General features: G+C 35.0%; 25 protein-coding genes. 11 read left to right on the top strand and 14 right to left on the bottom strand.

Annotated features, from left to right (window positions below; all coding sequences use genetic code 11):
- Positions 1-76 precede the first annotated feature (76 nt).
- Positions 77-1,492, bottom strand: coding sequence for a hypothetical protein (locus F3H00_RS00890; RefSeq protein WP_149703649.1), 1,416 nt, complete (start codon positions 1,490-1,492; stop codon positions 77-79).
- 555 nt (positions 1,493-2,047) lie between these two features.
- Here F3H00_RS00890 and F3H00_RS00885 point away from each other — a divergent pair.
- Positions 2,048-2,299 carry an antitoxin gene (locus F3H00_RS00885; protein WP_018137148.1) on the top strand — a complete coding sequence of 84 codons (252 nt, stop codon included), beginning with the start codon at positions 2,048-2,050 and terminating at the stop codon, positions 2,297-2,299.
- A complete protein-coding gene (gene vapC / locus F3H00_RS00880; protein ID WP_018137147.1) occupies positions 2,299-2,706 on the top strand; it encodes a type II toxin-antitoxin system tRNA(fMet)-specific endonuclease VapC in 408 nt (135 codons plus the stop codon). The genes F3H00_RS00885 and vapC overlap by 1 nt, the downstream gene beginning before the upstream one ends.
- 936 nt (positions 2,707-3,642) lie before the next feature.
- On the opposite strand, the gene frr is transcribed toward vapC, so the two are convergent.
- From frr to F3H00_RS00855, 5 genes are all read right to left on the bottom strand, one after another.
- A complete protein-coding gene (gene frr / locus F3H00_RS00875) occupies positions 3,643-4,200 on the bottom strand; it encodes a ribosome recycling factor (RefSeq protein ID WP_072595202.1) in 558 nt (185 codons plus the stop codon).
- Positions 4,190-5,149 carry a polysaccharide deacetylase family protein gene (locus tag F3H00_RS00870; protein WP_148799540.1) on the bottom strand — a complete coding sequence of 320 codons (960 nt, stop codon included), beginning with the start codon at positions 5,147-5,149 and terminating at the stop codon, positions 4,190-4,192. Before F3H00_RS00870 ends, frr begins: the two co-directional genes overlap by 11 nt.
- Before the next feature lie 2 nt (positions 5,150-5,151).
- Complete coding sequence (gene secG / locus F3H00_RS00865; protein ID WP_021091090.1) at positions 5,152-5,481, bottom strand: preprotein translocase subunit SecG; 330 nt, start codon at positions 5,479-5,481, stop codon at positions 5,152-5,154.
- 66 nt (positions 5,482-5,547) lie between these two features.
- The gene (locus F3H00_RS00860; RefSeq protein WP_148799542.1) at positions 5,548-5,937 is read right to left on the bottom strand and encodes a thiamine-phosphate pyrophosphorylase; all 390 of its coding nucleotides are present in this window, start codon (positions 5,935-5,937) and stop codon (positions 5,548-5,550) included.
- A complete protein-coding gene (locus F3H00_RS00855; protein WP_148799543.1) occupies positions 5,924-6,622 on the bottom strand; it encodes a Bax inhibitor-1/YccA family protein in 699 nt (232 codons plus the stop codon). Before F3H00_RS00855 ends, F3H00_RS00860 begins: the two co-directional genes overlap by 14 nt.
- Before the next feature lie 170 nt (positions 6,623-6,792).
- Between F3H00_RS00855 and F3H00_RS00850 the strand changes: the two genes are divergently transcribed.
- From F3H00_RS00850 to F3H00_RS00835, 5 genes are read left to right on the top strand one after another with little or no spacing between them, the layout of a single operon-like run.
- Positions 6,793-7,437, top strand: a complete 645-nt coding sequence (locus F3H00_RS00850) for a carbonic anhydrase (protein WP_072595207.1) — start codon at positions 6,793-6,795, stop codon at positions 7,435-7,437.
- On the top strand, positions 7,430-9,274 hold the full coding sequence (locus F3H00_RS00845) for a mechanosensitive ion channel family protein (RefSeq protein WP_148799545.1): 1,845 nt from the start codon (positions 7,430-7,432) through the stop codon (positions 9,272-9,274). Before F3H00_RS00850 ends, F3H00_RS00845 begins: the two co-directional genes overlap by 8 nt.
- A 10-nt stretch (positions 9,275-9,284) precedes the next feature.
- On the top strand, positions 9,285-9,443 hold the full coding sequence (locus F3H00_RS10255; RefSeq protein ID WP_180997316.1) for a hypothetical protein: 159 nt from the start codon (positions 9,285-9,287) through the stop codon (positions 9,441-9,443).
- A gap of 46 nt (positions 9,444-9,489) precedes the next feature.
- The gene (locus F3H00_RS00840) at positions 9,490-10,569 is read left to right on the top strand and encodes a GGDEF domain-containing protein (protein WP_223155212.1); all 1,080 of its coding nucleotides are present in this window, start codon (positions 9,490-9,492) and stop codon (positions 10,567-10,569) included.
- Positions 10,562-11,614, top strand: coding sequence for a GGDEF domain-containing protein (locus F3H00_RS00835; protein ID WP_103624347.1), 1,053 nt, complete (start codon positions 10,562-10,564; stop codon positions 11,612-11,614). The genes F3H00_RS00840 and F3H00_RS00835 overlap by 8 nt, the downstream gene beginning before the upstream one ends.
- A gap of 25 nt (positions 11,615-11,639) precedes the next feature.
- On the opposite strand, the gene F3H00_RS00830 is transcribed toward F3H00_RS00835, so the two are convergent.
- The 3 genes from F3H00_RS00830 to F3H00_RS00820 are packed head-to-tail and all read right to left on the bottom strand — an operon-like array spanning position 11,640 to position 14,469.
- Positions 11,640-12,923: a TRAP transporter large permease gene (locus F3H00_RS00830; protein ID WP_103624348.1), complete on the bottom strand. Its 1,284-nt coding sequence runs from the start codon at positions 12,921-12,923 to the stop codon at positions 11,640-11,642.
- A gap of 11 nt (positions 12,924-12,934) precedes the next feature.
- On the bottom strand, positions 12,935-13,477 hold the full coding sequence (locus tag F3H00_RS00825) for a TRAP transporter small permease (RefSeq protein WP_084041037.1): 543 nt from the start codon (positions 13,475-13,477) through the stop codon (positions 12,935-12,937).
- Positions 13,477-14,469, bottom strand: coding sequence for a DctP family TRAP transporter solute-binding subunit (locus F3H00_RS00820; protein WP_148799547.1), 993 nt, complete (start codon positions 14,467-14,469; stop codon positions 13,477-13,479). Before F3H00_RS00820 ends, F3H00_RS00825 begins: the two co-directional genes overlap by 1 nt.
- A gap of 444 nt (positions 14,470-14,913) precedes the next feature.
- Between F3H00_RS00820 and sodB the strand changes: the two genes are divergently transcribed.
- The gene (gene sodB / locus F3H00_RS00815; protein ID WP_148799549.1) at positions 14,914-15,531 is read left to right on the top strand and encodes a superoxide dismutase [Fe]; all 618 of its coding nucleotides are present in this window, start codon (positions 14,914-14,916) and stop codon (positions 15,529-15,531) included.
- A gap of 500 nt (positions 15,532-16,031) precedes the next feature.
- Here the strand turns inward: sodB and F3H00_RS00810 are convergent, their stop codons facing one another.
- Positions 16,032-17,198: a MalY/PatB family protein gene (locus F3H00_RS00810; protein WP_148799551.1), complete on the bottom strand. Its 1,167-nt coding sequence runs from the start codon at positions 17,196-17,198 to the stop codon at positions 16,032-16,034.
- Positions 17,199-17,297: 99 nt separating this feature from the next.
- On the opposite strand from F3H00_RS00810, the gene F3H00_RS00805 reads away from it, so the two are divergent.
- The 3 genes from F3H00_RS00805 to tpx all read left to right on the top strand — a co-directional run bounded on the left by F3H00_RS00805 (position 17,298) and on the right by tpx (position 19,651).
- On the top strand, positions 17,298-17,753 hold the full coding sequence (locus F3H00_RS00805; RefSeq protein ID WP_148799553.1) for a DIP1984 family protein: 456 nt from the start codon (positions 17,298-17,300) through the stop codon (positions 17,751-17,753).
- A gap of 216 nt (positions 17,754-17,969) precedes the next feature.
- Complete coding sequence (locus F3H00_RS00800; RefSeq protein WP_148799555.1) at positions 17,970-19,112, top strand: trans-sulfuration enzyme family protein; 1,143 nt, start codon at positions 17,970-17,972, stop codon at positions 19,110-19,112.
- 14 nt (positions 19,113-19,126) lie between these two features.
- Entirely contained in the window at positions 19,127-19,651 is a 525-nt protein-coding gene (gene tpx, locus F3H00_RS00795; RefSeq protein WP_084109897.1) for a thiol peroxidase, read from the top strand.
- 45 nt (positions 19,652-19,696) lie between these two features.
- Here the strand turns inward: tpx and rnhB are convergent, their stop codons facing one another.
- From rnhB to F3H00_RS00775, 4 genes are all read right to left on the bottom strand, one after another.
- Positions 19,697-20,248, bottom strand: coding sequence for a ribonuclease HII (gene rnhB, locus F3H00_RS00790; protein ID WP_148799557.1), 552 nt, complete (start codon positions 20,246-20,248; stop codon positions 19,697-19,699).
- Positions 20,248-21,102, bottom strand: a complete 855-nt coding sequence (locus F3H00_RS00785; RefSeq protein WP_148799559.1) for an S-adenosylmethionine tRNA ribosyltransferase — start codon at positions 21,100-21,102, stop codon at positions 20,248-20,250. The genes rnhB and F3H00_RS00785 overlap by 1 nt, the downstream gene beginning before the upstream one ends.
- A 78-nt stretch (positions 21,103-21,180) precedes the next feature.
- Positions 21,181-22,275, bottom strand: a complete 1,095-nt coding sequence (locus tag F3H00_RS00780) for an ATP-binding protein (protein ID WP_148799561.1) — start codon at positions 22,273-22,275, stop codon at positions 21,181-21,183.
- On the bottom strand, positions 22,238-25,294 hold the full coding sequence (locus tag F3H00_RS00775; protein ID WP_148799564.1) for an Eco57I restriction-modification methylase domain-containing protein: 3,057 nt from the start codon (positions 25,292-25,294) through the stop codon (positions 22,238-22,240). Before F3H00_RS00775 ends, F3H00_RS00780 begins: the two co-directional genes overlap by 38 nt.
- Between the last annotated feature and the right edge of the window lie 256 nt (positions 25,295-25,550).

The raw sequence follows: 25,550 nt of genomic DNA, 5'->3' as shown, positions 1-25,550 counted from the left end.
GTAAAATTTACACGACTAGCTTACTTTGGTGGCTTAAATTTATAGACTTCGCATTGTAAAATTTAAAGGATGCTAGCTACCACATCTCCATCAAAGCATCATCTTTTGTAAATTTACCTCTTAGCCTTGGAATTTCATTTGCTATCATATCTCTTAGCTCTAGGTTGATATTTGCTATTTCAAGTAAAAGACCTAAACTTTTGTCATTAAAGTCTCTTAGCCTGATATTTTCTTTTTGCAAGCTTTCGCTTTTACGAGTTAGAGATTGGTTTTCTTTATCCTTGCTCTTTAACAATGCATTTTGTTCATCTATCTTTCTTTGCTGATTGGTATGTGCTTTTAGTCTGTTTTTAAGATGCGTTATCTCATTATCTTGCTCAGCTTTGGTCTCTTTTAAATCATCTAGCTCTTTTTCTAGCTGTTCTTTTTCTTTTAAGACTTCTATGCTTTTCTTTTTATCTTCCTCTATGATCTTGTTTTGTTCTGTTACTTGCTCATCAAGAAGCTCTACTTTTTCTTTTAGCTGCTCGTCTGATGTGATGGTTATATTTTCTTGCATTTGTTCATAAACTAAATTTGTAAGACTAGATAAGTAAGCCTCTTTCTTGTTAGCTTCTAGCCTAAAATGCTCATCAAACCATAAAAATTTTTCCTTTGTCATATACTTATTTACTCTCTTTTCCACAAACTCTCTAATCTTACCCTTTAACTCTTTCTCACTCTTATATTCACTTGCTATTTGGTGCATTTGGGTTAAATTCTTGTGTCTATTTCTACTTGGCTTACCACGAAGTACCTGACCTTCAAATGCCTCCGCTCCCATATCTTGTAGCTCTTTACCAAATTTTGCTGTTTTTGACCTGCCGCTAAATCTCAAATTTGCATGCTTCTCAAAGTTGTAGTTTGTAAAGATGATGTGATAGTGCTTGGTCTTTTCGTCATTATGCTCAGCTATAAGTAGACACTTTACGCCATACTTCGCGCAGTATGCATTTACAAATCTCATTACTCTATCCATATGTATGTTTTCATTTATAAATTTTGACTCTTCGTCGTTTAGCCCTTCTTTTGGCTCTTTCTTCCTATCTGTACCAAATGTGATGATGACTTCACAAAAACTAGCCATATCTTTGCGCCAAGTTCTACGTATAACTATATCTTTACCTTGTCGTTTTTGTGTGTAGGACTGCGCGGTATAGTCCTTTTTAAAGCTTTCTTGAAAGCCTTTAAGGAAATTCTTTACAAAGGCCATATTATGTAGTTCATCATCTTTGCTATTGGCATCTTTCATATTGCCATTACCATTAAACTCGCTTAGAAGTTTGTAACGATTAATAGTGGTTGGATTCTTGTTGAGATACTTTATATGCTCAGTTTGATTTTTCTCACGGCACGCATGTGCAAATCTACCTATGGCTCTACCATATGTTAAAAAATCCGACCTCACGTTTAAAACTAGGTTGTGGTCGTTTACTATATATGCATTAGCCATGGCAAATCACCTCACTACACAAACTTTCTTCCGTGCTAGCAGTGCTAGTTACTATTAATGAAAATTTTTTCATTTTCTTCCTTTTAAAAAGATATTTATAGTAATTACACCAATTTTGGAAAAAATCTGCGCTAGAAATGCAAATTTTTGTAAAAAAATTCATAATTAGAAAAAGAATAAATTAAAAATAGTAAAAGGATAAATGCCAAAAGTGCGTATTTATGGGGATTATAGATAAAAAGCTAGAAGTAAAAATTTAAAGCAAATCTATTTTTTATGGTATTAAAAGGGTGATGGTTTTATAATCATTGGAATTTTTAAGAAACTGTCCCACTTTAGTAACTAAGTGTTCCACTCTTAAAGGAAATTTTAAAGAAAGGGAAAGAACAAAAGCATCACTGCTAGTGCCTAAAATAGGGTGTTTTGGTGTCACGGGGGAGACTTGAACTCCCGACCTCCGGCATTGCAAGTCGACACTATAAACGAGCAAAATATAAGAATATTTTTATCTTGTTCAGTATATACTTAGAAAAGTATATACGAGAGGTTGTAATAATGCAGGTTAGATTAAAAGTATTTAAAAGCGGTAACTCTTTGGCACTAAGGCTTCCAAAAAGCCTAAATTTAGACAACGTAAAAGAATTTATATTAAAGAGCTTTGATAATAACGAAGTGATTTTGACTCCGGTTAAAGATGATGAATGGAGCGGACTATTTAAGACTTTAAACGAGCTAAAAGATGCTGGAGTTAAATTTGAAAGAGCCGAGCCAAGCTTGCCTCAAGAGCGAAATTTTGGATTTAAATAATGTTTTTGCTCGATACTAATATTTGTAGTTACTTGATTTCTAGCACCGAGCCTTACAGTCAAAATATACTAAGCCATTTGACCAAACATGGCAAAAAAGATATTTTTATTTCAAGCATAACGATAGCCGAAATGTTTTACGGTATAGAAAATTCCACTCAAAAAGAGCTAAATTTAAGACTCATGAGCGATTTTATCTCAAATTTCGGCGTTTTGGATTTTACGAGCAAATGCGCGGCAAGCTACGGCAAAATAAGGCTTGAGATGAGAAATAAAAACAGAAGGATAGGCGATATGGACATGCTGATTGCCGCCGTAGCGCTTAGTAATGATCTTGTTTTGGTTACGAATAACGAAAAAGATTTTAAAGATATAAGCGAGCTTAGGATGGAAAATTGGAGCATTTGATATAATATACGGTAAATACAAAGCCTTTTGTTGGTTATATCGGAGGTTAGCTTAAAGCTGGAATGTGCAACCAAAACAAAGATGACTAAGCTCATGAAAACCAGTTGCGCCACTCTCGATAGACTACTAAACCCAGACAACGATTCGCTAACGCTAAGCACGCTTGAAGGTGCGATAGCGTCAGGCAAAAGACTAAGTATCTAGGTAACCTGGCGGTTGTCGATTAATATATTTAAATAAAAATCGTCTAAAATTTTGGACGAAATTTTATATAAAATATCGCAGAGGAAAGGAATTAATGGTGCTAGACTTGTTACATAGGCTTGTTACATCTTTTTACCCAGAAAGAGTCAAAATTTATACTCTTAAAAATGCCATAGAAATCCCATTTTTAGGTACTTGTAGTAATAAAAAATGTTTTTACACTCTAGGTGTCCCTATCTCCCGGCCATCCATCTAATTTATTATTCATAATGCCTATAAGAAAATTTCTTTAAATATTCAGTCCAAAATTTACTAAAACTAAAAATAGTAGCAAATTTTTTATTCAAAGTAAGACACTGTAAGGTAATGAAAAATTTAAGGGTATTTTATTTTTAGCTACCTTAAATCCTCAAAATAATATTTGTAGTAGCACATCCAAAATACATAATAGGTAGTAATCCTGTGTATAAATATATGTAAAATTAATAATATTGAATAAAGAATTTAAGACGAACCTAAAATAAAAATTTAAATAAAAGTAATCCATGGAAATAGTTTAAAGACAAAGTGGTGGCTATCTTTTATGTAGTCAGGATCTATTTATATTTAATAGGTAAAATCACAACAGACAAAAAATTAAACTACTTGCTGATAAATATTTTTCTGAAATATTATTTTGAGAGAATATCTAGCTACATAAAAGTAGCTAGATAAGGAAAATTTCTAAAAATTTTAGATTTTTAAAAGCTCAGCTTCTTTTTCTTTTACAAGAGTATCGATTTTTGCAGTGTAGGTGTCAGTTATCTTTTGAACCTCATCCTGCCCCTTTTTGCTCTCGTCCTCAGTTATAGCTTTATCTTTTTCAAGCTTTTTGACTTCATCATTTGCATCTTTTCTTACGTTTCTTATACTAACTTTGGCTTTTTCTCCCATTGATTTTGCATGTTTTGCATTTTCTTGGCGTTGCTCGACGGTCATAGGTGGAAAAAATAGCTTGACACTCTCACCATCACTATTTGGATTGACACCGATATTTGCTGCTTGGATAGCTGAAGAGATCGCTTTTATCATGCTCTTTTCCCAAGGTGTGATAGCGATAGTTGAAGCGTCGCTTGTAAGCACAGTGGCTACTTGGTTGAGCGGAGTTGGCGAGCCGTAATAATCAACCATTACATGATCTACAATATTAATGTTTACCTTGCCCGTTCTAAGCGTTGTAAAGTCGCGTTTTAATGAAGCTATTGCTTTCTCGCAGCCTTCTTTTTGTGTTTCGTAAATTTTATTTAGCATTGATGTCCTTTATTAGAAGTTTTGTACTTCGTTGATGATCTACTTTTAGTGATATTAAAACTTTGCGTTCGTCGAGCGGTGGGTTAAATTTACACTCAAAAACACCATTTGTCATAGGTACCTTTTTAAAGCCATTAAAGCCAGTCATAAAAAAACTACCTTCGCTAGCATTTGTATCAGTTTTTATAATAAGTTTGTCTATTGCATTATTTTGTGGATAGCTATCCGGAAATATCCACTGGGCATTTAAAAATTTGCTATTAAACGTTAGTGCTATTTTGGTACCGTTCATTACGGGCGTTCTATAAAGATCGTAAACATCACTCTTGTCTGAAACTGCACCTGAGTTTTGATTTAAAAGTGCTAAAAAACCAAATTCTTTTGCAAGTTTTACGACTCGACTATCGATCTCACCATAAGGTACTGCAAAGAATTTTGGCTTATAACCCATATGTTTTTCAAAGGTCTCTACACCCTTTTGAAAATCCTCTCTTAAGGCCTCATCGCTAAGCTTTGTCATCCTTGGATGAGCGTACGAGTGGTACCCAATCTCGCCATAAGCCTCAAGTTCTTTAATCTGATCAAAGTCCAAATAATCGCCATATTTATTTGCGCTGGCTTCCACATAAAGCATTAGCGCAAATGGATAGTTGTACTCTTTAAATACACTAAGGGCCTTGTCATAGAAACTTTTATAACCATCATCTACAGTGATGACGATCCAGTTATCAGGTATTTTTTCGCCAGCGTTTACAGCATCGACTAACTTTGAAAGTTTAACGACTTCATAGCCATTATTTTTGAAATATTCAAACTGCTCTCTTAAATTTTTAATAGAAATATCAGTGCTTATGTGTCTTGGGTCATCAAAGCGATGATAGACTAAAATATGAGCGTCTGCTAAAGCAAATGTTAGCGTCAAGAATAACGCTAAAAGTGTTTTTATCATTGTTATTTTGCTGGAGTTTGTGGTGCACTAGGAGCTGATGGTACGTCGTTTGACTTTGGTATGACTAGAGATTTACTATCGACGCTATCAACGATAGAGCGCTTTAGATCTTTATTGTAGAAGTATCCAAGTGCAAGTGTATTTAAGATAAATAAAATACCTACGATAAAAGTAAATTTAGCTAAAAATCCAGCTGGTCCTTTTGCTCCAAAAAGACTCTCGTTACTTCCGCTATATGCCCCAAGTCCGATAGATGAGCTTTTTTGAAGTAAAACAGCGATAGTTATGATGACAGCTAGAGCAAACTGCAAGATCAAAAATATTAAACTCACGAAATTTCCTTTAAATTTTTAAAAATAATTGGTTGCGATTATACAAGAAAAGATTTAAATTTTTAGTTAAAGTTCTTTTTCAATCTCATAAAGCTCGTATCTTATGCTTTTAAAAAGCTCAGCTTGTTCTAAATTTATGAGCTTAAAGCACTCTTCAAGCACGCGAGCGCTTTCCTGGGCGCGCTTGAAATTTGCAGTGATGATCTCGTCTAAATTTTCTCTAGCTTGCTCGCTTTTTGTGCTAGTTTTTAAAACGTCGTTTTGAGAATTTCTAAATTTTAAAAATTCTTTTTGCGGGATCTTTGCCTTGTGGCGGAGGGATTTTATCTTATAGGCGAGCTTGGCGTCATCAAAGACATATCTTTTTATATCTTCAACAACGCGAAGCCCTTCTTTTAGCCTATTTAGATTCGCATCTATTACTCGGTAGATGCGCTCATCTTTAGTCGTTTCTATTAAAAATTCCTAAAATTTGTAGTAATGATGTAAATAGATTTACAAAATCAAGATACAAAGCAACTGCGCCTTCAACTGGTGTTTCATAGTTTCCACGGATAATATTTTGCGTATCAAAAAGTATATATGCGCTAAATAAGATCGATGAAATACTTGCGATTACAAGTTGAAACATTGTACTTTTAATAAAGATATTGATAATAGCTGCTGCAATGATAATAATTAAGGTTATGAATAACATTTTACCCATTGTTGTAAAGTCACGTTTTGTATTCATCGCAAAGACGCTTAACGCACCAAAAGCAACTGTTGTTAGTCCAAATGCTTGAGCTACGATACCAGCTCCACTTGGCATAGCCAAGATCGCTGAAAGTAGCGGAGTTAGTGTAAGGCCACTTATAAAAGTAAATGCAAATAGAAGTATTAAATTCAATCCCTCTTTACGTTTAGCTGCCATTAAACCAAAAAGTAGTGCAAACTCGACTATAACAAGCCCCCAAAACAAAAATCTATTTGCCGCAAAAACGCCAGCAATGCTAATACCTACATAGGCGCCAGCTGTTGCTGAAAGTAGTGATGCTGCAAAAAGTTGATAAGTTTGTTTTATAAAAGTGCTTAGTGAGCTTTGAGAGTACGCAAGTTCTTCTTGATTTTGTTTTGCGTAGTTCCTATCATACAGACTCATTTTATCTCCTTATGAATTTTTGAATGAGTTTAGCCTAAAATAATTAAACAATGAATAAAAAGAATTTTAACAAATTATATTAGTTAAAAATTTATATATTAAAGTATTTTTTAGATTAAATAAAAGTTGCTATAATCGCGTAAAAATATAAAAAATGGAGATAAATTCCTATGGATGACTCGCTACTTGAAGGTGCGGTAAAATTTATGGAAGATGGCTTTTTAGAGCATGAAGAGCTCTTTAAAAGTCTACAAAATAGACAAGACCCACATACCCTTTTTATATCCTGTGTTGATTCAAGAGTAGTACCAAATTTGATAACAAACTGCCTTCCAGGCGAGCTTTTTATGGTACGAAATATCGCAAACATCGTGCCACCTTATAGAGTGAGCGAAGAGTTTTTGGCAACGACTTCGGCTATCGAATATGCATTAGAGCTTTTAAATATCAAAAATATCATTATTTGCGGGCACTCTGACTGTGGCGGATGTGCAGCGCTTTATATGGATGAAAAAAAGCTTAAAACCACGCCAAATGTTAGAAATTGGATAAAGCTAATAGAACCAATTAAGAGAGAAGTACTTAAATTTACAAGCGACGATCCAGCAAAGATGGCGTGGCTAACTGAGAGATTAAATGTGATAAATTCGATCGAAAATATAATGACTTATCCAAATGTAAAAGAGGAGTATGAAAGAGGGAATCTTCAAATTTATGGCTGGCACTACATTATAGAAACCGGCGAAATTTTCAGCTACGATTTAAAAGAGGGCACATTCAAACTTTTAGCAGATAAAAGGGGTGAAAATGCATAAAATTTTAACCATCGTCTTTCTCTCATTTATAATGCTTTTTGGTGCTGAAAATAATAAAACACAAGAAGAAAATATACTAAGCCTAACAAATCAAATTTTAACTTTAAATAATCAAATCCAAATCATAAAAGCACAGCAAAAAGATACAAACTCAACAAAAGCTGATAACTCAAATTTAGCTGGACTTCAAAAGAAAAAAAATGACCTTTTGGAAAAAATTCCACTATATGTTATGCAGATTGAGGTAACTCAAAACGATATTGATAAATTTATTTTGCAAAAAAATAATTTAGAAAAAAAAGTAGCTAGATTAGAGAAGCAATTAAATAAAGATGCTTACGTTCAAAGTGCTATTGAGCTTGAAAAAATGAAGATAGATTATGCATATTTCTCAGCTTTAATTAATCTTGAAGAGATATTTAAAAAAGGCGCTAAAGCAAACTCTATAAAAGAGGTGATAGATAATGGACTTTTAAATCTACAAACAAATTCTTACGTCAGTATAAAAGAGCTAAAAGATTCTCTAAATGAGACTTCAAGCTCTTACGATAACGCATTTGCCGAGCTTGATCTAAAAAAAGAGACTGATGAGGAAATTTTAATCTATCTTAAAAACAATGCCGATCTTCTAAGCTCAAGCATGATCTTATCAGAGCTAAATTTAGTCGATACGGTCGAATATATAAATAAGCTAATTCCTATAAATTCGGCAAAATTTAACGTTGGCAAGATCGTAGTTATAATCGTAGTATTTTTATTTTTTGTCTCACTTACAAGAATTCTTGCCAAACTCACATATTGGCTTATGTCACTCATTGCTTCTGGCGAAGGCGTAAAGGAGGCAAAGGATCAGATAGTAGATATCGTTAAAAAGCCTATCTCTGCGCTTCTTATCATTTATGCACTAAATATTTGTATCGGTGTTGCCTTTTATCCAGTACCAGTGCCACTAACTCTAGCAAATATTTTTTCGATCGTCTATATAGTCGCATTTTCATGGCTTGTTTTAACCATCCTAAATGGTTATGGCATAGTAATAATCGATAAAATTGCTCAAAAGAGTAGACGAAAAGAGGTTGTAAATTTAGTTTTAAAAGTGGTCTATGTAATTGTATTAATAATCGCACTTTTACTAATTCTTCAAAAGCTTGGCTTTGATATATCAGCGCTCATAGCTTCACTTGGTATCGGTGGTCTTGCTGTTGCATTTGCGGCAAAAGACATCATCGCAAACTTCTTTGCTTCTGTTATGATGCTCTTTGATAACTCATTTTCACAAGGAGACTGGATAGTTTGTGGCGATATAGAGGGCACTGTCGTTGAGGTTGGCTTTAGAAAGACGACTATCAGAAGTTTTGATAATGCTTTAATCTTTGTGCCAAACTCAAAACTGGCAAGTGATCCTGTTAGAAACTGGAGCAGAAGAAAAGTCGGTAGACGTATCAGAATGCTAATAGGCATTGAGTATGGAGCGACAACTGATGAGATTAAAAAATGTGTAGATGATATAAAAACTATGTTGATAAATCATCCAGATATTGCCAAAAGTGAGGATATAACAGCAAAGAAAAAAGGGCTAAAATATAGACAAAGTATAGTTTCAGTTGATGATTATGCTGGATATAAATCAAATTTATTTGTCGTAGTTGATGATTTTGCAGATAGCTCGATAAATATCTTAGTTTATTGTTTTGCAAAGACTATTGTTTGGGGAGAATTTTTAGATGTCAAACAAGATGTAATGCTAAAGATTATGGATATTTTAAAGCAAAATGGTCTAAATTTCGCATTCCCAAGCCAAAGCTTGTATATTGAAAGCGTCAAAGATAAAATTTAAGGAGAAAACAATGAGTGATGAATTTGATTATGAAGAAGTAGAAGAAGACTACTCTGAATTTAATGACGATGAGGACGATAGTAGCGATAGTTATGACTATAATTACGATGAAAATGACTACAACTACGAAGACAGTGACGAGGACGAAGATAGTTACGACTCTTATTAGAATGACTTAATAAAATTTAATGGAATAAATTTACAGGGAGTTTTGTTTGACACACGATTTTGTAGATCAAAGTAGTTATAAAGCGATCGATGATATCTATAAAACGATATTAGACGTTATGATAGCTGCAAATGCACTATCTTTGTTGCTTTTTATGATCATAGCTACACCGCTACTTTTTATGTGCTTGTTTTTTATAGCAGCTGGAATATTGCTTAGAATAAAATTTGACATAAAATATAGAGTATTAATATCCCTTGCATTTCACCTAAATATCATATTGCTTGTTACTATTATTGTTACTACTATGGGTTGGAATACTGGAATTTGGATAATACTTGTTGGTGTAATTTTTATAAACTACTTCCTAGCGTTTGATTCAAAGAGTCTTACTTATATAATGGCATTTTTAGAATTAATCTTGCTTATACTTCTTTATTTTATTCACAAAGATGAGGCACCGCTGATCCCATCTGCTATACGAGGGGCGATAGTCGTGTGCAGTATTGTTTTTGCTTTTTTTATTGTTTTAAGACTTTCAATGTTTGCAGATGTTATCACGTCTAGTGGATATCAGCAAATAAGAAAAGAGACAGAAGAGCTTGAAAAGGACTCAAAGCATGATTTTTTAACGCAGCTTTTAAATAGAAGAACAATAGAAAAAACTTTAAGATTTGAACTAGTTGCTAATAAGGAAAGAAGTGGTAATACAAATTTAGTCATAATGCTAGGCGATATTGATAATTTTAAAAAAATAAACGATACATACGGGCATGACTGTGGCGACGAGGTCTTAAAAGATGTAGCTAGCGCTTTAAAGAAATCATTTAGAAGTAAAGACTATGTTTGCCGCTGGGGCGGAGAAGAATTTTTGATAATCTTGCCCGATACAAAGATAGAATTTATCCACGAAGTGAGCAAAAGGCTTAAAAAACAGATAAACAACGCAAAACTTCCAGATAAAACTCCAGTTACTATGACCTTTGGCATGCTAATATGTGCAAATGGTATTGAGGTGAATTTTGAGCAAGCCATAACTTTAGTAGATAAGCTGCTTTATGAAGGAAAGCTAAATGGCAAAGACCGCATCGAATTAGAAATTTTAAAAAAGGGCTTGGATGCGTAGAATTTCACTCTATACGGCTCAAAAAATTATCATATTTTCAATATTATTAACTCACGTCTGTTATTTTTTTATTTTTTTATTTATGAAAGAAGAAATTCTAGCAGTTACGAATGTATTTTCAGTAGCAACCTATCTTTTTCTTTTAAGGCTTATTTACGATAGCCCTGAAAATAACAAGATAACAATGCTGATAGTCCAGCTTGAAATTTTATTTCATGCATTAGTTTGTATGCTGACACTTGGATGGGGATATGGATTTGGGTTATTGTTTTTAGCGTCGTCACTAATACTATTTTTTACTTCATTTACCTATAAATTTTTTAACTACATAATAGTTGCAGTGCAAATAATTTTATCTATAGTCTGCTATGTATATTTAGACGGACAGCCTGTAAAAGATTTTGGCGGTTTTAAAGATCTACTTTTTGTTTTTAACTTAAGTATGGTTTGCGTATTCTCGGTTATTGTTTCGTACCTTTTGGAAAGCTCAAATTTATTTATATTTTTAAGCATCTTAGAGGAAAAAGAGATGGCTGAAAATATATTAAATCACGATCCATTAACAGGGCTTTTAAATCGTACTTCGATGCAGAAAATTTTAAGTCAAAACGATCTATATAAAAATAGGGACTTTGCTATCGTTATGTGTGATATTGATAATTTTAAAAAAATAAACGATACTTATGGACACGGTGCAGGAGATGCTGTTTTAAAAAGCTTATCAGGCATATTTAAAAACACATTTAGAGATAAAGATAGAGTAGCTAGATTTGGCGGAGAAGAATTTTTAGCAGTCGTCTTGGGCGTAAAAAAAGATGCAGCTGTAAGTATCGTAGAGCGTGTTAGAGAGAGCTTGAGTAAAAATATAGTTGAGTTTGAAAACATAAAGATCAACGCAACTATGACTTTTGGAGTAGTTGCTCATGATGGTACGGGAGAATTTAGCTTAGAAAAGATGATAAAACAAGCTGATAATCTACTTTATGCTGGTAAGCGAAATGGTAAAAATATCGTTATGAGTGCGGATTACGATCCAAAAGGATAAATTTAGAGGCAAGAGCCTCTAAATTTTAATGTCCATACATTAGGTTTGGCAACCAAAGTGAAATTTGCGGTATATATGTAACCAAGATAAGACCAAAGAAGAGAGTCAGCGTCCACGGCAAGCACGCCATGATGACCTCTTTTAAGTTCATATTTGTAAGACCGCTTGCGACAAATAAATTTAGTCCAACAGGCGGAGTCACCATACCTATCTCCATATTTACAACTAAGATAATGCCAAAATGTATCGGGTCTATGCCAAGTTGCGTTGAAATCGGAAGCAATAGTGGCACCATGATCATGATGACGCTTGAAGGCTCCATAAACTGACCCATGATAAAGAGCAAGATATTTACAAATATCAAAAATCCTATCATACCGATATTTGCGTCAAGTATCATTGATGCGATCGCTTGAGGGATCTGTTCGCTAGTTAGCAAATATGCAAAAACAACGGCGTTTGCGATGATGAAAAATATCATAGCTGTTGTAAGGGCTGAGTCTAGGCAGATATCCCAAAGGTCTTTTATCTTTATATCTCTATAGATAAAAAGCGAGATAAATAACGCATAGACCGCGCTTGCCGCAGCAGCTTCAGTTGGAGTAAAAATTCCTCCATAAATTCCGCCGATGACCACAACAACGATCAAAAGAGCCCAAAATGCTTTTGCAAATTTCTGCACTCTTACTTTAAGCGGCTCAGCCTTAGTCGCTTTAAATCCAAGCTTTTTTGCACCTACATAGGTCTGCACGAGCATAAAAGCGCCAAGCATAAGACCAGGCACAACGCCTGCCATAAAAAGCTTGCCAATACTTACCTCAGCTGTTACACCATAAACTATCATAACAACTGAAGGTGGGATCAAAATTCCAAGTGAGCCAGCCGTAGTTATGCCGCCTACTGCGTACTCTTTTGGATAGCCAGCCTCTTTTATAGCTGCAAACATAATTGAGCCAATAGCTACAACCGTCGCAGGTGAGCTTCCAGAGACTGCTGCAAAGATGATGCAGGCAAATATCGCACTCATAGGCAAGCCGCCAGGCAAGTGTCCTACCATAGACTTTGCAAAGTCGATGATACGTCTTGCTGAGCCACCTTTACTTAATAAATTTCCAGCCAAGATAAACATCGGTATCGCCATTAGCGAAAATTTATTGATACCATCAAAAATTAGCTGTGGGATCGTAGCGATGTCGATATCTGTAAAAAATATCATCGTTAAAACGGTGCTAGTTCCCAGTGAAACCGCGACTGGCACGCCTATTAGCATCAGCGCAAAAAGTAGGATAAATAAAAATGCTATTGTCATCTTTTTTCTCCTTAATCTTTGACTACGCTACCATGAGCTAGCTCATGTGCTTCGTTGCTCACAACGTTTTCTGCAGGCGTTAGAGCTACTTTTATGGCTTTTTCAGTCGAGCGGTAGCTAGCTGTAACGAAGGCTATTGGAAGTACTACCATAGGTACCCATTGTGGTATGCCAAGGTCTATTATCATCTGCTCGATCTCGTGAAGAATTTGTAGATAATCAATCGAATAGACTGCGATAAATAACAAAAACACAGTAGTTAGTACATGAGAAAAGATTAAACACGCTTTTGCAAGGGCTGGTGGAAATTTTTCCACCAAAATAGTTACACTGACGTGAATGCCCTTATTAAAGCCATATGCCGCGGCAAAAAACGCCGACCAGATAAAAAGATAGTTTGATAGCTCGCTTGCCCATGACCAGCTTTTATCGAAAAAATATCTAGCCATAACATTTGCAAAGGCTAGCAATGTTCCACTTGCGAGCCCAACTACTGCGATAGTTTTATTTAGTGAGGCTATCGCTATATCAAGGACATTAAAAAAGCTCTTCATCATTTTGTCCCAAGAGTCTTTTCTATGAGGTCTTTACCGATAACATCATAAAATTTAGGATAGATTGACTGCATAACCTTTTGCCATTCGGCCTTTTGTGCGTCATCGATTTTATAAATTTCTAGTTTTTTACTAGCAGCGATGTATTTTTCAAGCTCAGCTATGACGTGAGCGTCCTCTTTTGCTGTCTCTTCTCTCTCAAAAGCTGTTGCTTCGCTTAGAGCTTGTTTTACATTTGCTTTTAGATCATCTGGTAGCTTGCTCCAAAATTTATCGCTCATAACGACTAAATAGCCCAAATATCCATGACTTGAAAGTGTAAGCGAGCTTTGAACTTCGTGAAATTTTGAGTTATAGAAATTTGAAAGTGGGTTTTCTGTCGCATCAACTACGCCTTGTTGAAGTGCAGAGTAAACTTCTGAAAATGGTAGAACTTGTGGGTTACCACCAACTACTTTGATCTGCTCTTCTAGCACTTTTGAGCTTTGGATTCTAAATTTTTGTCCTTTTGCATCTTCCGGTACAAGAACTGGTTTTTTGCTTGAGCTAAAATGCTTAAATCCAGCATCCCAATAATCAAGCGCCACAAAGCCCTTCTTAGTCACAAGGCCTTTTAGCTCCTCGCCGACCTCGCCGTCTTGGACCTTATGTAGATGGTCTGCATCTTTAAAGATGAAAGGCAGGTCAAATAGCTGAAACTGCGGCACGATAGGTGTAAATTTAGAAAAACTAGGAGCTGCCATTTGGACGTTGCCAAGCTTTAGCGCACCAAAAACTCTATCATCATCAAGTAGCTGAGCTGATGGGAAGACTTGAACTTTTAATTTACCGCCACTTAGCTCCTCAGCACGCTTTGCAAAAAAGTCAGCCGCCTTGCCCTTTGGCGTAGAAGCTGCGACAACGTGAGCAAATTTGATCGTATAGACCTTATCAGCACCAAATGCTAAGCCACTGATGGCACAAGTAAAAAGTAAAGCTTGTAAGAATTTCATCTTTTATCCTTTGTAATGGTTTTGTTAAACGCATTATAAATTTCAAAAATAAAAATTTAGAAATTTTGTTTCGTAAATTCACAGCTATTTATTTTTATATGTGTATTTTAGTAACAATTATGCTCTTAAAGGCTAATTTATATTTTTGAAAAATTTTTATAATTTTTCGATAACTAAACTTTTAAAGTATATTTGTTACTTTTTTACACATAAAAATTTATTTTATTTTTACTTTTAATAAATTTTTGAATCCATTTAACCAAATGTATGGGATATTTTTGCTCTAAATTTTTCTTTTCTATAAGTTTAAAAGCCCTCCAAAAATGTAAGTTTAGTCTTGCTTAAATTTAGCCTATATTTTGCGGCTAAATTTAAAAGATTTTTATTTATTAATTTTTTATGGCTATAATACGAAACAACAAATTTTATTATTAAGGAATTATTATGTTTGAACTTAGAAAACTTCCATTTGATGCAAATAGCAATGCAGTAGTTAGTGCAAAAACCTGTGAATACCACTACGGCAAGCATCATGCAACTTACGTAGCAAATTTAAACAATCTTATAAAAGATACAAAATTTGCTGACGCATCATTTTACGAGATCCTAAAAAATAGCGAAGGTGGGCTTTACAACAACGTTGCTCAAGTTTATAACCACGACTTTTACTGGGACTGCATCGCTAAAAAAAGCGAGATGTCAAGCGAGCTAAAAGCTGCGATCGAGGCAAATTTCGCAAATTTCAAAGAGGAATTTTTAAAAGCAGCTACAACGCTTTTTGGCTCAGGCTGGGCGTGGCTTGTATTTGATCCAAGCAGTAAAAAGCTAGAGATCGTACAAACTAGCAACGCAAAAACTCCAGTGAGCGACGGCAAAGTACCACTTCTAGTCGTTGATGTTTGGGAGCATGCTTACTACATCGACAACTTCAACGCTCGCCCAAAATACCTAGAGACTTTTTATGAGAACATAAACTGGGAATTTGTAAGCAAAGCTTACGAGTGGGCACTAAAAGAGGGTCTTGGCTCAGTTGAGTTTTACACAAAAGAGCTTCATAAATAATATCTGGCGGGGCTTTCCCGCCTTTAAATTTCTACTTTTATCTAAATTTTTAAAGTCATCAAATTTATCAGCAAGAACTACCTTGTTTTAAAAGAAAGTGTAACTTCAAAAATGGCTCAAAATTTTGTTTTAGCAAACAATTTCTCTTAAATTTAAAGCCAGTGTGAGCTATCTCAACTTCAAATTTCTACTTTGTTGAAAATTTTAAATCCACTGCTAAATTTATGAGCTATGAACACGATCTTTACCAATTCAAAAAGGTACAAATTACTCATTTTATCGATCTGCCCTATTATGGCTAAGCGGTTTTATGCTTAAATTTAAAGCAATCAAATACAAACTAGCGTAGGTCATCTTGTCTTTAAATTTATTAGTAAAACTTGATTTGATATTTAAAAATGTTGGGGCAATATTTACTGCTTCAAAAATTCTTCGAGCTGTATCAATATCAGGTAGGAGTAGCTTTAAATTTTAAAGCTACTCAGCCAAATTTACTCAATTTATCTTTTTGAAGTGTATAAATTTATACCATTTTGTAAGCGTTTTAACCCTTCAAGCACTCTGGCTCTTTGGGTTGCGATATTCATACGGAGGAAAAATCTATCTCCCCTGTAAGCATTACCGTCATTTAGCCATAGTCCAGCTTTATCACGCAAGAAATTCATAAAGTCGCTTGAATCCTCGCAAAACGCACTGCAATCAAGCCATAAAAGATAAGTCGCATTTGATGGCAGAAGTTTTACTGGCAAATTTTGCTCTTTTATGAAATTTATAACGATTTTTTTGTTTTCAAAGAGATAATCCCTAAGCTCATCAAGCCATGTTTGACTATCGTTAAATGCCGCTATTGTCGCAGTTATTGCAAATGCGTTTGCCTCACCTATCTCATCATAATTTACAGCTGCATTTATTCTGGCACGTATCTGTTCATTTGGTGTGACGATGGCTGAGCTTTGAAGTCCAGCTATATTAAAGGCTTTTGTAGGTGAGACGCATGTGATTGAGTTATTTTTGCACTCTTCGCTAACGCTGATAAATGGCACGTAGCTTAGCCCAGGATCAGTTATGTCGCAGTGGATCTCATCGCTGATAACCAAAACATCGTGCTTATAGCAAAGCTCGCCTATCTTTTTAAGCGTCTCTTTGTCCCAAATTTTACCTATTGGATTGTGAGGATTGCAAAGAAGCATCATAGTTGTTAGCGGCTGCGCTAGCTTTGCCTCAAGGTCCTCAAAATCAATCTCATAAGAGCCATCTTTATAGACAAGGTCATTTGATAAAATTTCACGGCCATTATTTTTGATGCAGTTAAAAAATACGTGATAGACGGGAGCTTGAACTAAAATTTGATCTCCTGGATTACTAAATCTTCTAATCGCAGTAGAAATCGCTGGTATAACGCCAGTACAAAAGCACATCCAATCGTTTTCAAAGCTAACATCATGACGCCTTTCCCACCAGCCTTTAATCGCTTCGTTCCACTCTTTTGGGATAAATGAGTAGCCAAAGACGCCATTATCAAGACGCTTTTGTAGGGCATTTAAAATTTCAGGTGCAGCCTTAAAATCCATATCAGCAACCCACATTGGCAAAACATCGTTTTTCATTCGCCATTTTGATGAGTTAGTGCCATCTCTGCTAATAAGCGTATCAAAATCGTACTTCATAGCTTTTCCTTAAAATAAAATTTTAAATCAATTATAACCCAAAAGATACTAATATAATTTGAAATTTTCTCTCAATTTAATATTTCAAAAGGAAAAATGATGAAATTAGCTCAGGCTCTCATTTTAAGAGCCGATACACAAAAACGTTTAGAGCAGCTAAAAGGTAGATTGCTCAATAATGCAAAAATGCAAGAAAATGAAAGACCTAGCGAAGATCCAAAGCTTCTTTTAAAAGAGCTTGATAGGCTAAGCGATGAGCTATTTAGACTGATCTTGGCTATAAATTTAACAAACTCAAGTGCAAAATTTGAAGGTGCGAGTCTAACTGAAATGATCGCTAAAAAAGATACGCTAAACCAAAAAGCAAGCGTGCTTAGGGAATTTGCCAAAAGCGCAAGCCAAAAGGTCGATCTTTACTCAAATAGCGAGATAAAAATTTTAAGTAGTGTTGATGTGGCTATGCTTCAAAAGCAAATAGACGAGCTATCCAAAGAGATCAGAGAGCTAGATATGAAGCTACAAGAGGCAAACTGGCAAGTTGATCTTGTAGAGTAAAATTTATGGTGAAAATGTAGCTAAAGGCGAGTAAAAAGAAAAATTTATTAGGCTTGCGGGGAGAGAGTAAAAGTTTAAATTTATCCCAGCAATTTAAAAAATGCATTCTTAAAAATAAATGTTACTACCACTTACTGATTTAGCTACGTTTTGGGTGGGTTTGGGGAAGATTAATCTTTATTATGTAAGATTTCATAAAATTTTAAAAGGAAATTTATGAAACTTGACACCTTGATCGTAAAGGGCATTGAAGCTAAAAATAATCCAAATAAAGCGGTCATTCCGCCTATTTTTTTAGCAAGTACATTTGTGCAAGATGATCTTGAAAATTTTCAAGAATTTGCATATTCGCGTGGTAGCAACCCAACCAAAAAAGCATTTGATGAAATTTTTGCAAAGGTTGAAGGTAGCAAATACGCTTTTAGCTTTGGCTCAGGCATGGCAGCAACAGCAGCCGCACTTAGCCTTATAAAAACAGGGCAAAAGGTCCTACTAAATAGCAATGTCTATGGTGGCACTTATAGATATGTCACAACTGTTTTTGAAAGCCACGGCATAAAGAGCGAATTTATAGATGATCTAAATTTTTTAAGCGAAGATGATATAAGTGACGATGTAGCAGCGATATTTATCGAAACTCCGTCAAATCCCCTCTTAAGAGTGACAGATATCGCTAGAATTTCAAAGATCGCTCACAAAAAGGGCGCTCTAGTCATCGTGGATAACACATTTTTGACGCCTTACTATCAAAGAGTACTTGATTATGGAGCTGATATCGTGGTTTATAGCGCTACAAAGTATATCGGCGGACACGCTGATGTGATCGCTGGTATCGTCACACTAAACGATGATGCTTTGGCTGAGAAGATAAAATTTGCCAAAAACACACTTGGTGGCATCATAAGCCCGATGGACGCATACTACCTAATACGTGGGCTTAAAACGCTTAGCGTTAGGTTTGATAGGCAAACGCAAAATACACATAAAATAATCAAATTTTTGCAGAATAATGACGCTGTTAGCGTTGTGCATTTTGCCGGCTCATATAGCGAGCAAGAGGCAAAGATGCAAGCGGCTCAAGCAAGCGACATCGGTGCTCTTATCTCATTTGAGCTTGATGAAAAATATGATGTAAATAAATTTGTAAAATCGCTAGAAATTTTTGATCTAGCAGTAAGTCTTGGAGGTGTAGAAAGCCTTATTTGCAGGCCTGCAACTATGACGCATGAGGCATATCCAAAAGAGGTGCTAGATAAGATCGGCATAAAGCAAAACTTGCTTCGTTTAGCAATCGGTATCGAAAACGCTGATGATCTAATAGCAGATCTTGATCAAGCATTTAAAAAAGCAAAAAAATAATAAAGGAGATAGATATGGCAACTACAAAATTTAAAGGTAGTGAGGTAAATTTAAGTGGAAATGAGGTTTTCGTAGGCTCTTATGCGCCTGAAGCAAAAGTCGTAGCGCAAGATCTTAGCGAGTTTAGCGTAGGCGGAAATAATGGCGTAGAAGTACTTGTTTGCCTGCCGTCACTTGATACTGGCGTTTGCGCGGCAGAAGCACGTAAATTTAACGAAAAAGTAGCTGGAAAACATGGTGTAAAACTTAGCATCATCTCAAATGATTTGCCATTTGCGATGGGGAGATTTTGCACGACTGAAGGCATAGCAAATTTACATGTTGGAAGCGACTTTAGATACGGAGAATTTGCTAAAAACTATGGCGTTTTAATGAGCGATGGCCCACTAAAAGGACTACTTGCAAGAGCGGTATTTGTCATCAATGATGGCGTAATAATTCACAAACAAATCGTCCCTGAAGTGACAGAAGAGCCAAACTACGATGCTGTATTTGATGCTATTAAAAGTAGCGGTAGTTGCGGTTGTGGCTGCCATTAAAAAGGACGTTATCTAGGCATCTATTTGATGCTTAGATAATTAATCTTAGTCAAATAGAGATTTTTCAAAAGATTTTACTACAAAGCTTTTTCTATGAAGGCTTGAATAGCCAAACTTAGCAATGGCTTCTAGATGTGCCTTTGTGCCGTATCCTTTGTGCCCAGCAAAGCCATACTTTGAGTAAATTTTATCCCAGCCTTTCATCAAACTATCACGACTAACCTTTGCTAATATGCTAGCAGCGCTTACCCCAGCGACTTTGCTGTCAGCTTTTATCATCGTTGTGATACCAACGCCATAGTCTAAATTTCCATCATAAATGATCTCAAAGCCCTCAAAATGCGCCTTAAAAATTTTGAGCGCTCGCCTTAAGCACTCACTTAGCCCAAGTTCGTCTATTTGCGCATTTGAGAAGTAGATGATGAGAAAATTTGAGCTTTTTATAATCTCTTTAAAAAGCTCCTCACGCTTTTTTGCGGTTAGTTTTTTGGAGTCGTTTAGACCTGAAATTTCTTTATTAAGCACGCAGGCCGCTACGCTTAAAGGCCCAGCTAAAGCCCCACGTCCAGCCTCATCTATGCCACAAATTTTTGCCATTAAAGTCCGATTTCATCGCTAAAGTAAGGTCTTAGCTCATCAAGTGGCACGTTAATTTGCTCCTCGTTTAAAAAGGTAAGCCCAAGTGGCGAAAGTACAAAATTTTCACTAACGCCTGCTGTTGCGAGGATTGCTTTTAGATGAGGATCGTTTATATCTTTAAAAATCTGCTTTAATTTTAGCTTTTTGTTGGTTTTAAGCAAGACAACATCGCAGCTAGTTTTGTTATTTTTATAGGTGCAGATACTTTTTATTTTGTCATTTATATAGTAGATGTTATCTAGGCTCTCAAATTGGTTATTTGGCCATTTTTTACGCTCGCTTTTTAGGTCATAAAGTGTCGAGAGTAATTTATTTTTATTTTTTTTAGCCGATTCTTTGGCAAATATATCGTTAATTATAGCTTCGTATCTCGTACCATTTGCTTCGGTCATTTGGATGCCAATGTTTAGCATTTCATACTCTTTTTCTTTTTTGATAGTCGCATTATAGGCTTTGTTTTTAACGATTATTTTGCCCTTTAGCTCGCCATTTTCATTTTTAACGTCTAAATTTATCTTATCAGATACAGCATTTAGCGATGAAATTTCACTGCTATTTTGCTCAAGATTACCTTTTTCGTAGTCGTATTTTGTACCATCAAAAAAGATATGTCCGCTTATCTTGGCCGGCACTTTAAAGCTCTTACTTTGCTTAAAATTTTCAAATTCATCTTTAAAATAGTTCATATAAACTTCAAATTTTATACCATTTGCCTCATCAATAAATTTATAAAATTTTGCCCAGTTTTCGTGATTTATCTCATAGCCAAATAGGCTTACTATAAGTATAAAAATCCCAATAAATGCTCTCATGTCCATCCTTCATAGTTTTGTTGATTATAGCTTCTTTACTTTAAGCTTTTAAAACAATAATCAAATAAAGGTTTAAATTTATAAACCTAGACTCCACCTAGAAAATGGTAAAATTTCGCATTTTATGCCCTCAAAGCTAAGCTCAGCTTGGTTTGCGACGCTAATTATTTGAAGCTTACTTACACCCAGCTCTTTTAAGCTTGCGTGGAGTTTTTTAAATTTCAAAAAGATGATCTCTGGTGCAGAAAACGGCACACAGATGATCGCGATCTTCCTTTTATTAAGGAAGAAATCAATCTCTTTTGTGTAGTAAATTTCATCTTTAAATTTAAGCAACTCGCAAAAAACGACATTTGCAAAGACGGCCAAAAAGTCCTTTTTTAGGTATAAAGCGTTACGAAGTGCAAAATTTGTAAAGTAGAGCTTTTTGCTCGTGCTGCTCTCATCTAAATTTGGTACTAATTCTATAAAGCTATTTTCATTAAGGCTGGCTACTGTGTTATAGACACTATCTTTTGAGATTTTCATATGCTCTTTTAGATTTTTATAGATACCAAAAGTACTAAGCACATCGTGGCATTTTGGAGCACATTCTTTTAAAATCGCAATGCTTTGCTCGCTTAAATTTGCTCTTAAGAGTTGTTGCAAGTGCGCTGTGACCTCGCTAGAGTCCAAAAAAGCACTTGCTATCTCGTTGCCGTGAGCCAAAAAGTAGCTAAAAAGCAGGTCTTGGTCCAAATTTTTCTTAAAAAATAGTATAAATTCCTCGTAGTCGAGATAGTTTAAATTTATGCGAGCAAAGCCGTCAATCGTTAGTGAAAATTCCTTGCTTGTAAGGATGATATTTTCAAGTGTTGCGCCCTTTAAAAAGTCTAAATTTGCAAGGTCAGCAGCTTGTAAATTTTCAACTGCGAGCACCTTTATATGAGCATTTTTTTCTAAAAATTCTTTTAAATTTGCTAAAAGTAAGGCTCTGTCTATCCTTAGATCGTCCAAATTTACATAAAGTCTATCTTCGCTTTTATAATGGCTCAAAAACTCATAAACAAGGGCTGTTTTGCCACTTGAAATGGCGCCTATTATAAGCGTTTTTGGCGAGATGATTTCGTATTTTCTGGGGATAAATTTACTTGATTTAAGCGGCTGATTGTAATAAAGCTCTAATTGGTTCATTTTCTCCCCTTTGTAAGATGTATATGTAAATTTTTGTTATACCGTCAATCTCCCCCCCCCCTGTTATAAGCGTGATCTCATCGCTTGTTAGTTCATAAAGCTCAAAAACAAGTTTGTCTATTTTTTCGTCACTTGCCTTGATTTTGTCGTTTAGCGCGTTGATATTTTCTTTGACTTCTAGCTTTTCATCAAGAGTTAAAGTAGGCATATGCTTCTCGTAAAGCTTGATCTTTTCATTTGCTTTTAAAATTTCATCAACCAAATTTATTATCTCGTTTGATAAATTTTTATTTTGTGGCGTGATTTGTGGGATAGGCAAAATTTCTAAGCGATTTGTTGTTATTTCGCCTTCAAGTCCGCCTCCAGCATAGAAAAAGTTAAAAATTTTATAAACAGCTGTTGAATTTAAAAAGGCTAATAAAAATTTTAGATTTTCGCCAGTTATGCAATATGCAGTATTGTTTGGAATATTATTATTTGTATCGTAAGCAAATTTTGGACTTTGCACAATTTTTGCACATAAAATTTTCTCTTTTTCGAATTCTTCATAATAAGCGATGTTGTCTTGCGTCTCAAACCATTTATTTGATGTTTTTTTGCGGCATTTTTTACCATTTATGGTTTCACCACTTTGTGCTATATAAGGCAAAAAATTTTGTAAATATTCCTTAAGACTTGGAAAAATTTCAATATCTATCTTTAATGCTGGAAAAGTGCAAATGAGCCACAGCCCAGCCCACTCATAGTCATAACGCTTTATATCTTGACCTCGTAAGATCGGCCTAATGAGCTTTTGCGTCCGCTCTCTTTCTTCTCCAGTGCAGTTATTTAAAATTTTATCACGGGTGTCACTATCAATAATAAATACTTCATTTAGTCCTGTTTTGATACCAGAATGAATTTTTATGCCCCAATTTTTTAATGGCTCTGCAACTTTTTCGATTTTATTTTTTAGCTCAAATTTGCTCTTATCAAGGAAAGTAAAATTTGTTTCGTTTAGCGTGGATTGTGGTATTTGGATAAATTTTTGCGTTTTTAAATTTATGGTGCTTGAGGCTAGGAAATTAAATTTTGAATTTTCACCAGCTCTTATTTTTCTAAAAATAGTAACCGCACTATCTACGCTCGCATCTTCAAAAACTTTAACCCCAGCAAAATCGATAATATGTGTTATTTGCGTATTTTCTAGTATAAATTTACGCAAATTTTCACCATAGCTGGTACGGAAAAATTTATTTGAACATATAAAACCTAAAAGCCCATTTTCTTTTAGATGTGTAATGCCAAGCTCATAAAAATAGACAAACAAATCAGCCGTGCCGCTATAAACTTTATATTTTTGTAGAGCTGGCTTTTGCTCTTTTATCGCCTCTTGTCTGACATAGGGAGGATTGCCTATAACGACATCAAATTTAAAGTCAAAAGGAAATTCTAAAAGCGAGTTTGCTGCTACTAAATTTTTACTAAGATCTGTCAAAACTCGCCCCTTTGCAGCTGTGCGGAGCCAAAGAGATAGCCTAGCGATCTCGACCGCATCGGCATTTATATCTACGCCGTAAAGATTGTTTTCTAAAATCGTGCTTTCTATATCGTAAAGTCCCAAGCCCTCGCCCTCATATACTTTGCGGTAAGTGTCTAATGCGCCATGCTCGGCAATGAGAAATTCTAAAGCTTGGTTTAAAAACGCACCAGAGCCACAAGCTGGATCAAGTATCTTAAGAGATAAGAGCCACTCGCGGTAAGCATAAATTTTGTCTTTGATCTCACTTTCTGCTTTGGTTAATTTTTTTGGGTTTTTTGGTGCTAATAGCTCATTTAGATCAAGCCCTAGCTCATCTTTTTTAGCTTTACAAAGCATGCCAAGTGAATTTTCAACTATAAATTCTGTTATAAACTCTGGTGTATAAAATATGCCATCTTTTTTACGTTTGCTCTGTTTGGCATCAAATTCATTACCATTTATTTGCGCATTTAGCTCTTCAAGGTCGTTTAGTGAGCTTTCAAAGATATGTCCTAGGATATTTACACCGATGTCGCTTAAAAAGTCATAGTCGCTTAAAAACTGTGCTTCAAGCACGCTATCGTCTATCTTTAGTGCATCAAGCTCAGTATCTGTGGCAAAAAGTCCGCCATTGTAGCGTTTGATATCAAGACGTTCACTGCCTTCATCAATGGCTTTAAAGTAAATTTTGTAAAAGTCATAAAAACTAAGCTCAGTAACTTGGTTTTGAAATTTATCTTTTATCTCGGCTATCGTGCGAAGTCTTAGTAGTCCGCGGTCTTCGGCAAATAGTATAAAGACAAACCTATCACATAGTTTTTGCGTAAGGCTTAAAAGCCTATTTTTATCACTAGCATTGTTTTTGCAAATATTTTTAAAAAGAGTGAGCCTAAATGCGCTAAAGTCTTTATAAAATTTGTTTGAAATTTCACACTCGTGAGTGGCAAATTTCTCTTTTAGCTTTAGTGGCAGATCCGTGCTAATGCTCTCAAAGCTAAGCAGTAAATGAAGCTTCTTAAACTCCTCAAAGCTTGCTGTAAAAAGGTCAAATTTTTCAAATGTTGTTTTATTGCCGATGTAAAAGCGCAGTTCGTTAAAATTTGAAACAACGACATATTTGGCATTTTCATGTGAGATAAAATAGCGAAAAGCTTGATCTACCGGGCTAAGCTCGCGGTTGGATGGAGTTTTATCAAGATGCTGTGTAGTCTGATCTTTTAGCTCGATCACGCATCTAACTTCGCCATTTATCAGTATCGCCCCGTCTGCCTTTTTGCCGTCAGTTTCGTTCTTTTTCTCACGCTCAAGGTTAAAATTTGTAGGATTAGTAGTATCCAAAGTGTAGCCAAGGCAGTTTTCAAAGATATCTTTTAGAAACTGCGTTTGAAATTTCTCTTCTTTGAAGCTCTTAATGTCGCTAGCTTTTGCCTGATACATTTGCAAATTTGCATAACGCTTTTTAAGCTTTTCTTCGTCTTGTTCTTGAGTTAATAAGAATTTTGAATTAAAGATCGGCATCTTTTCTCTTTAAAATTTTAATTTCTTGGAATCTTATCTTTTTAAATTTTATATTTTCCTTATTAAAAGGAAATAATTAATCAAAATTCATCAAAAAATAACGTTTTTCTTGACAACTATAATAGCTTTTTTGTAAAATCGCGTTCTCTTTACGAAAAGACAAGCGTCTTTGCTCGTACGATCGCTTGATCCTATGCGAGTTATTTTGATGTAAAGAGGTCGCGAGTTTGCGACAAGTTCTTTTTAAAGGAAAACA

Source organism: Campylobacter concisus (assembly GCF_902460845.1).
In the GTDB taxonomy this organism is placed as follows: Bacteria; Campylobacterota; Campylobacteria; order Campylobacterales; family Campylobacteraceae; genus Campylobacter_A; species Campylobacter_A concisus_X.
This window is presented reverse-complemented; position numbering and strand designations above follow the sequence as displayed.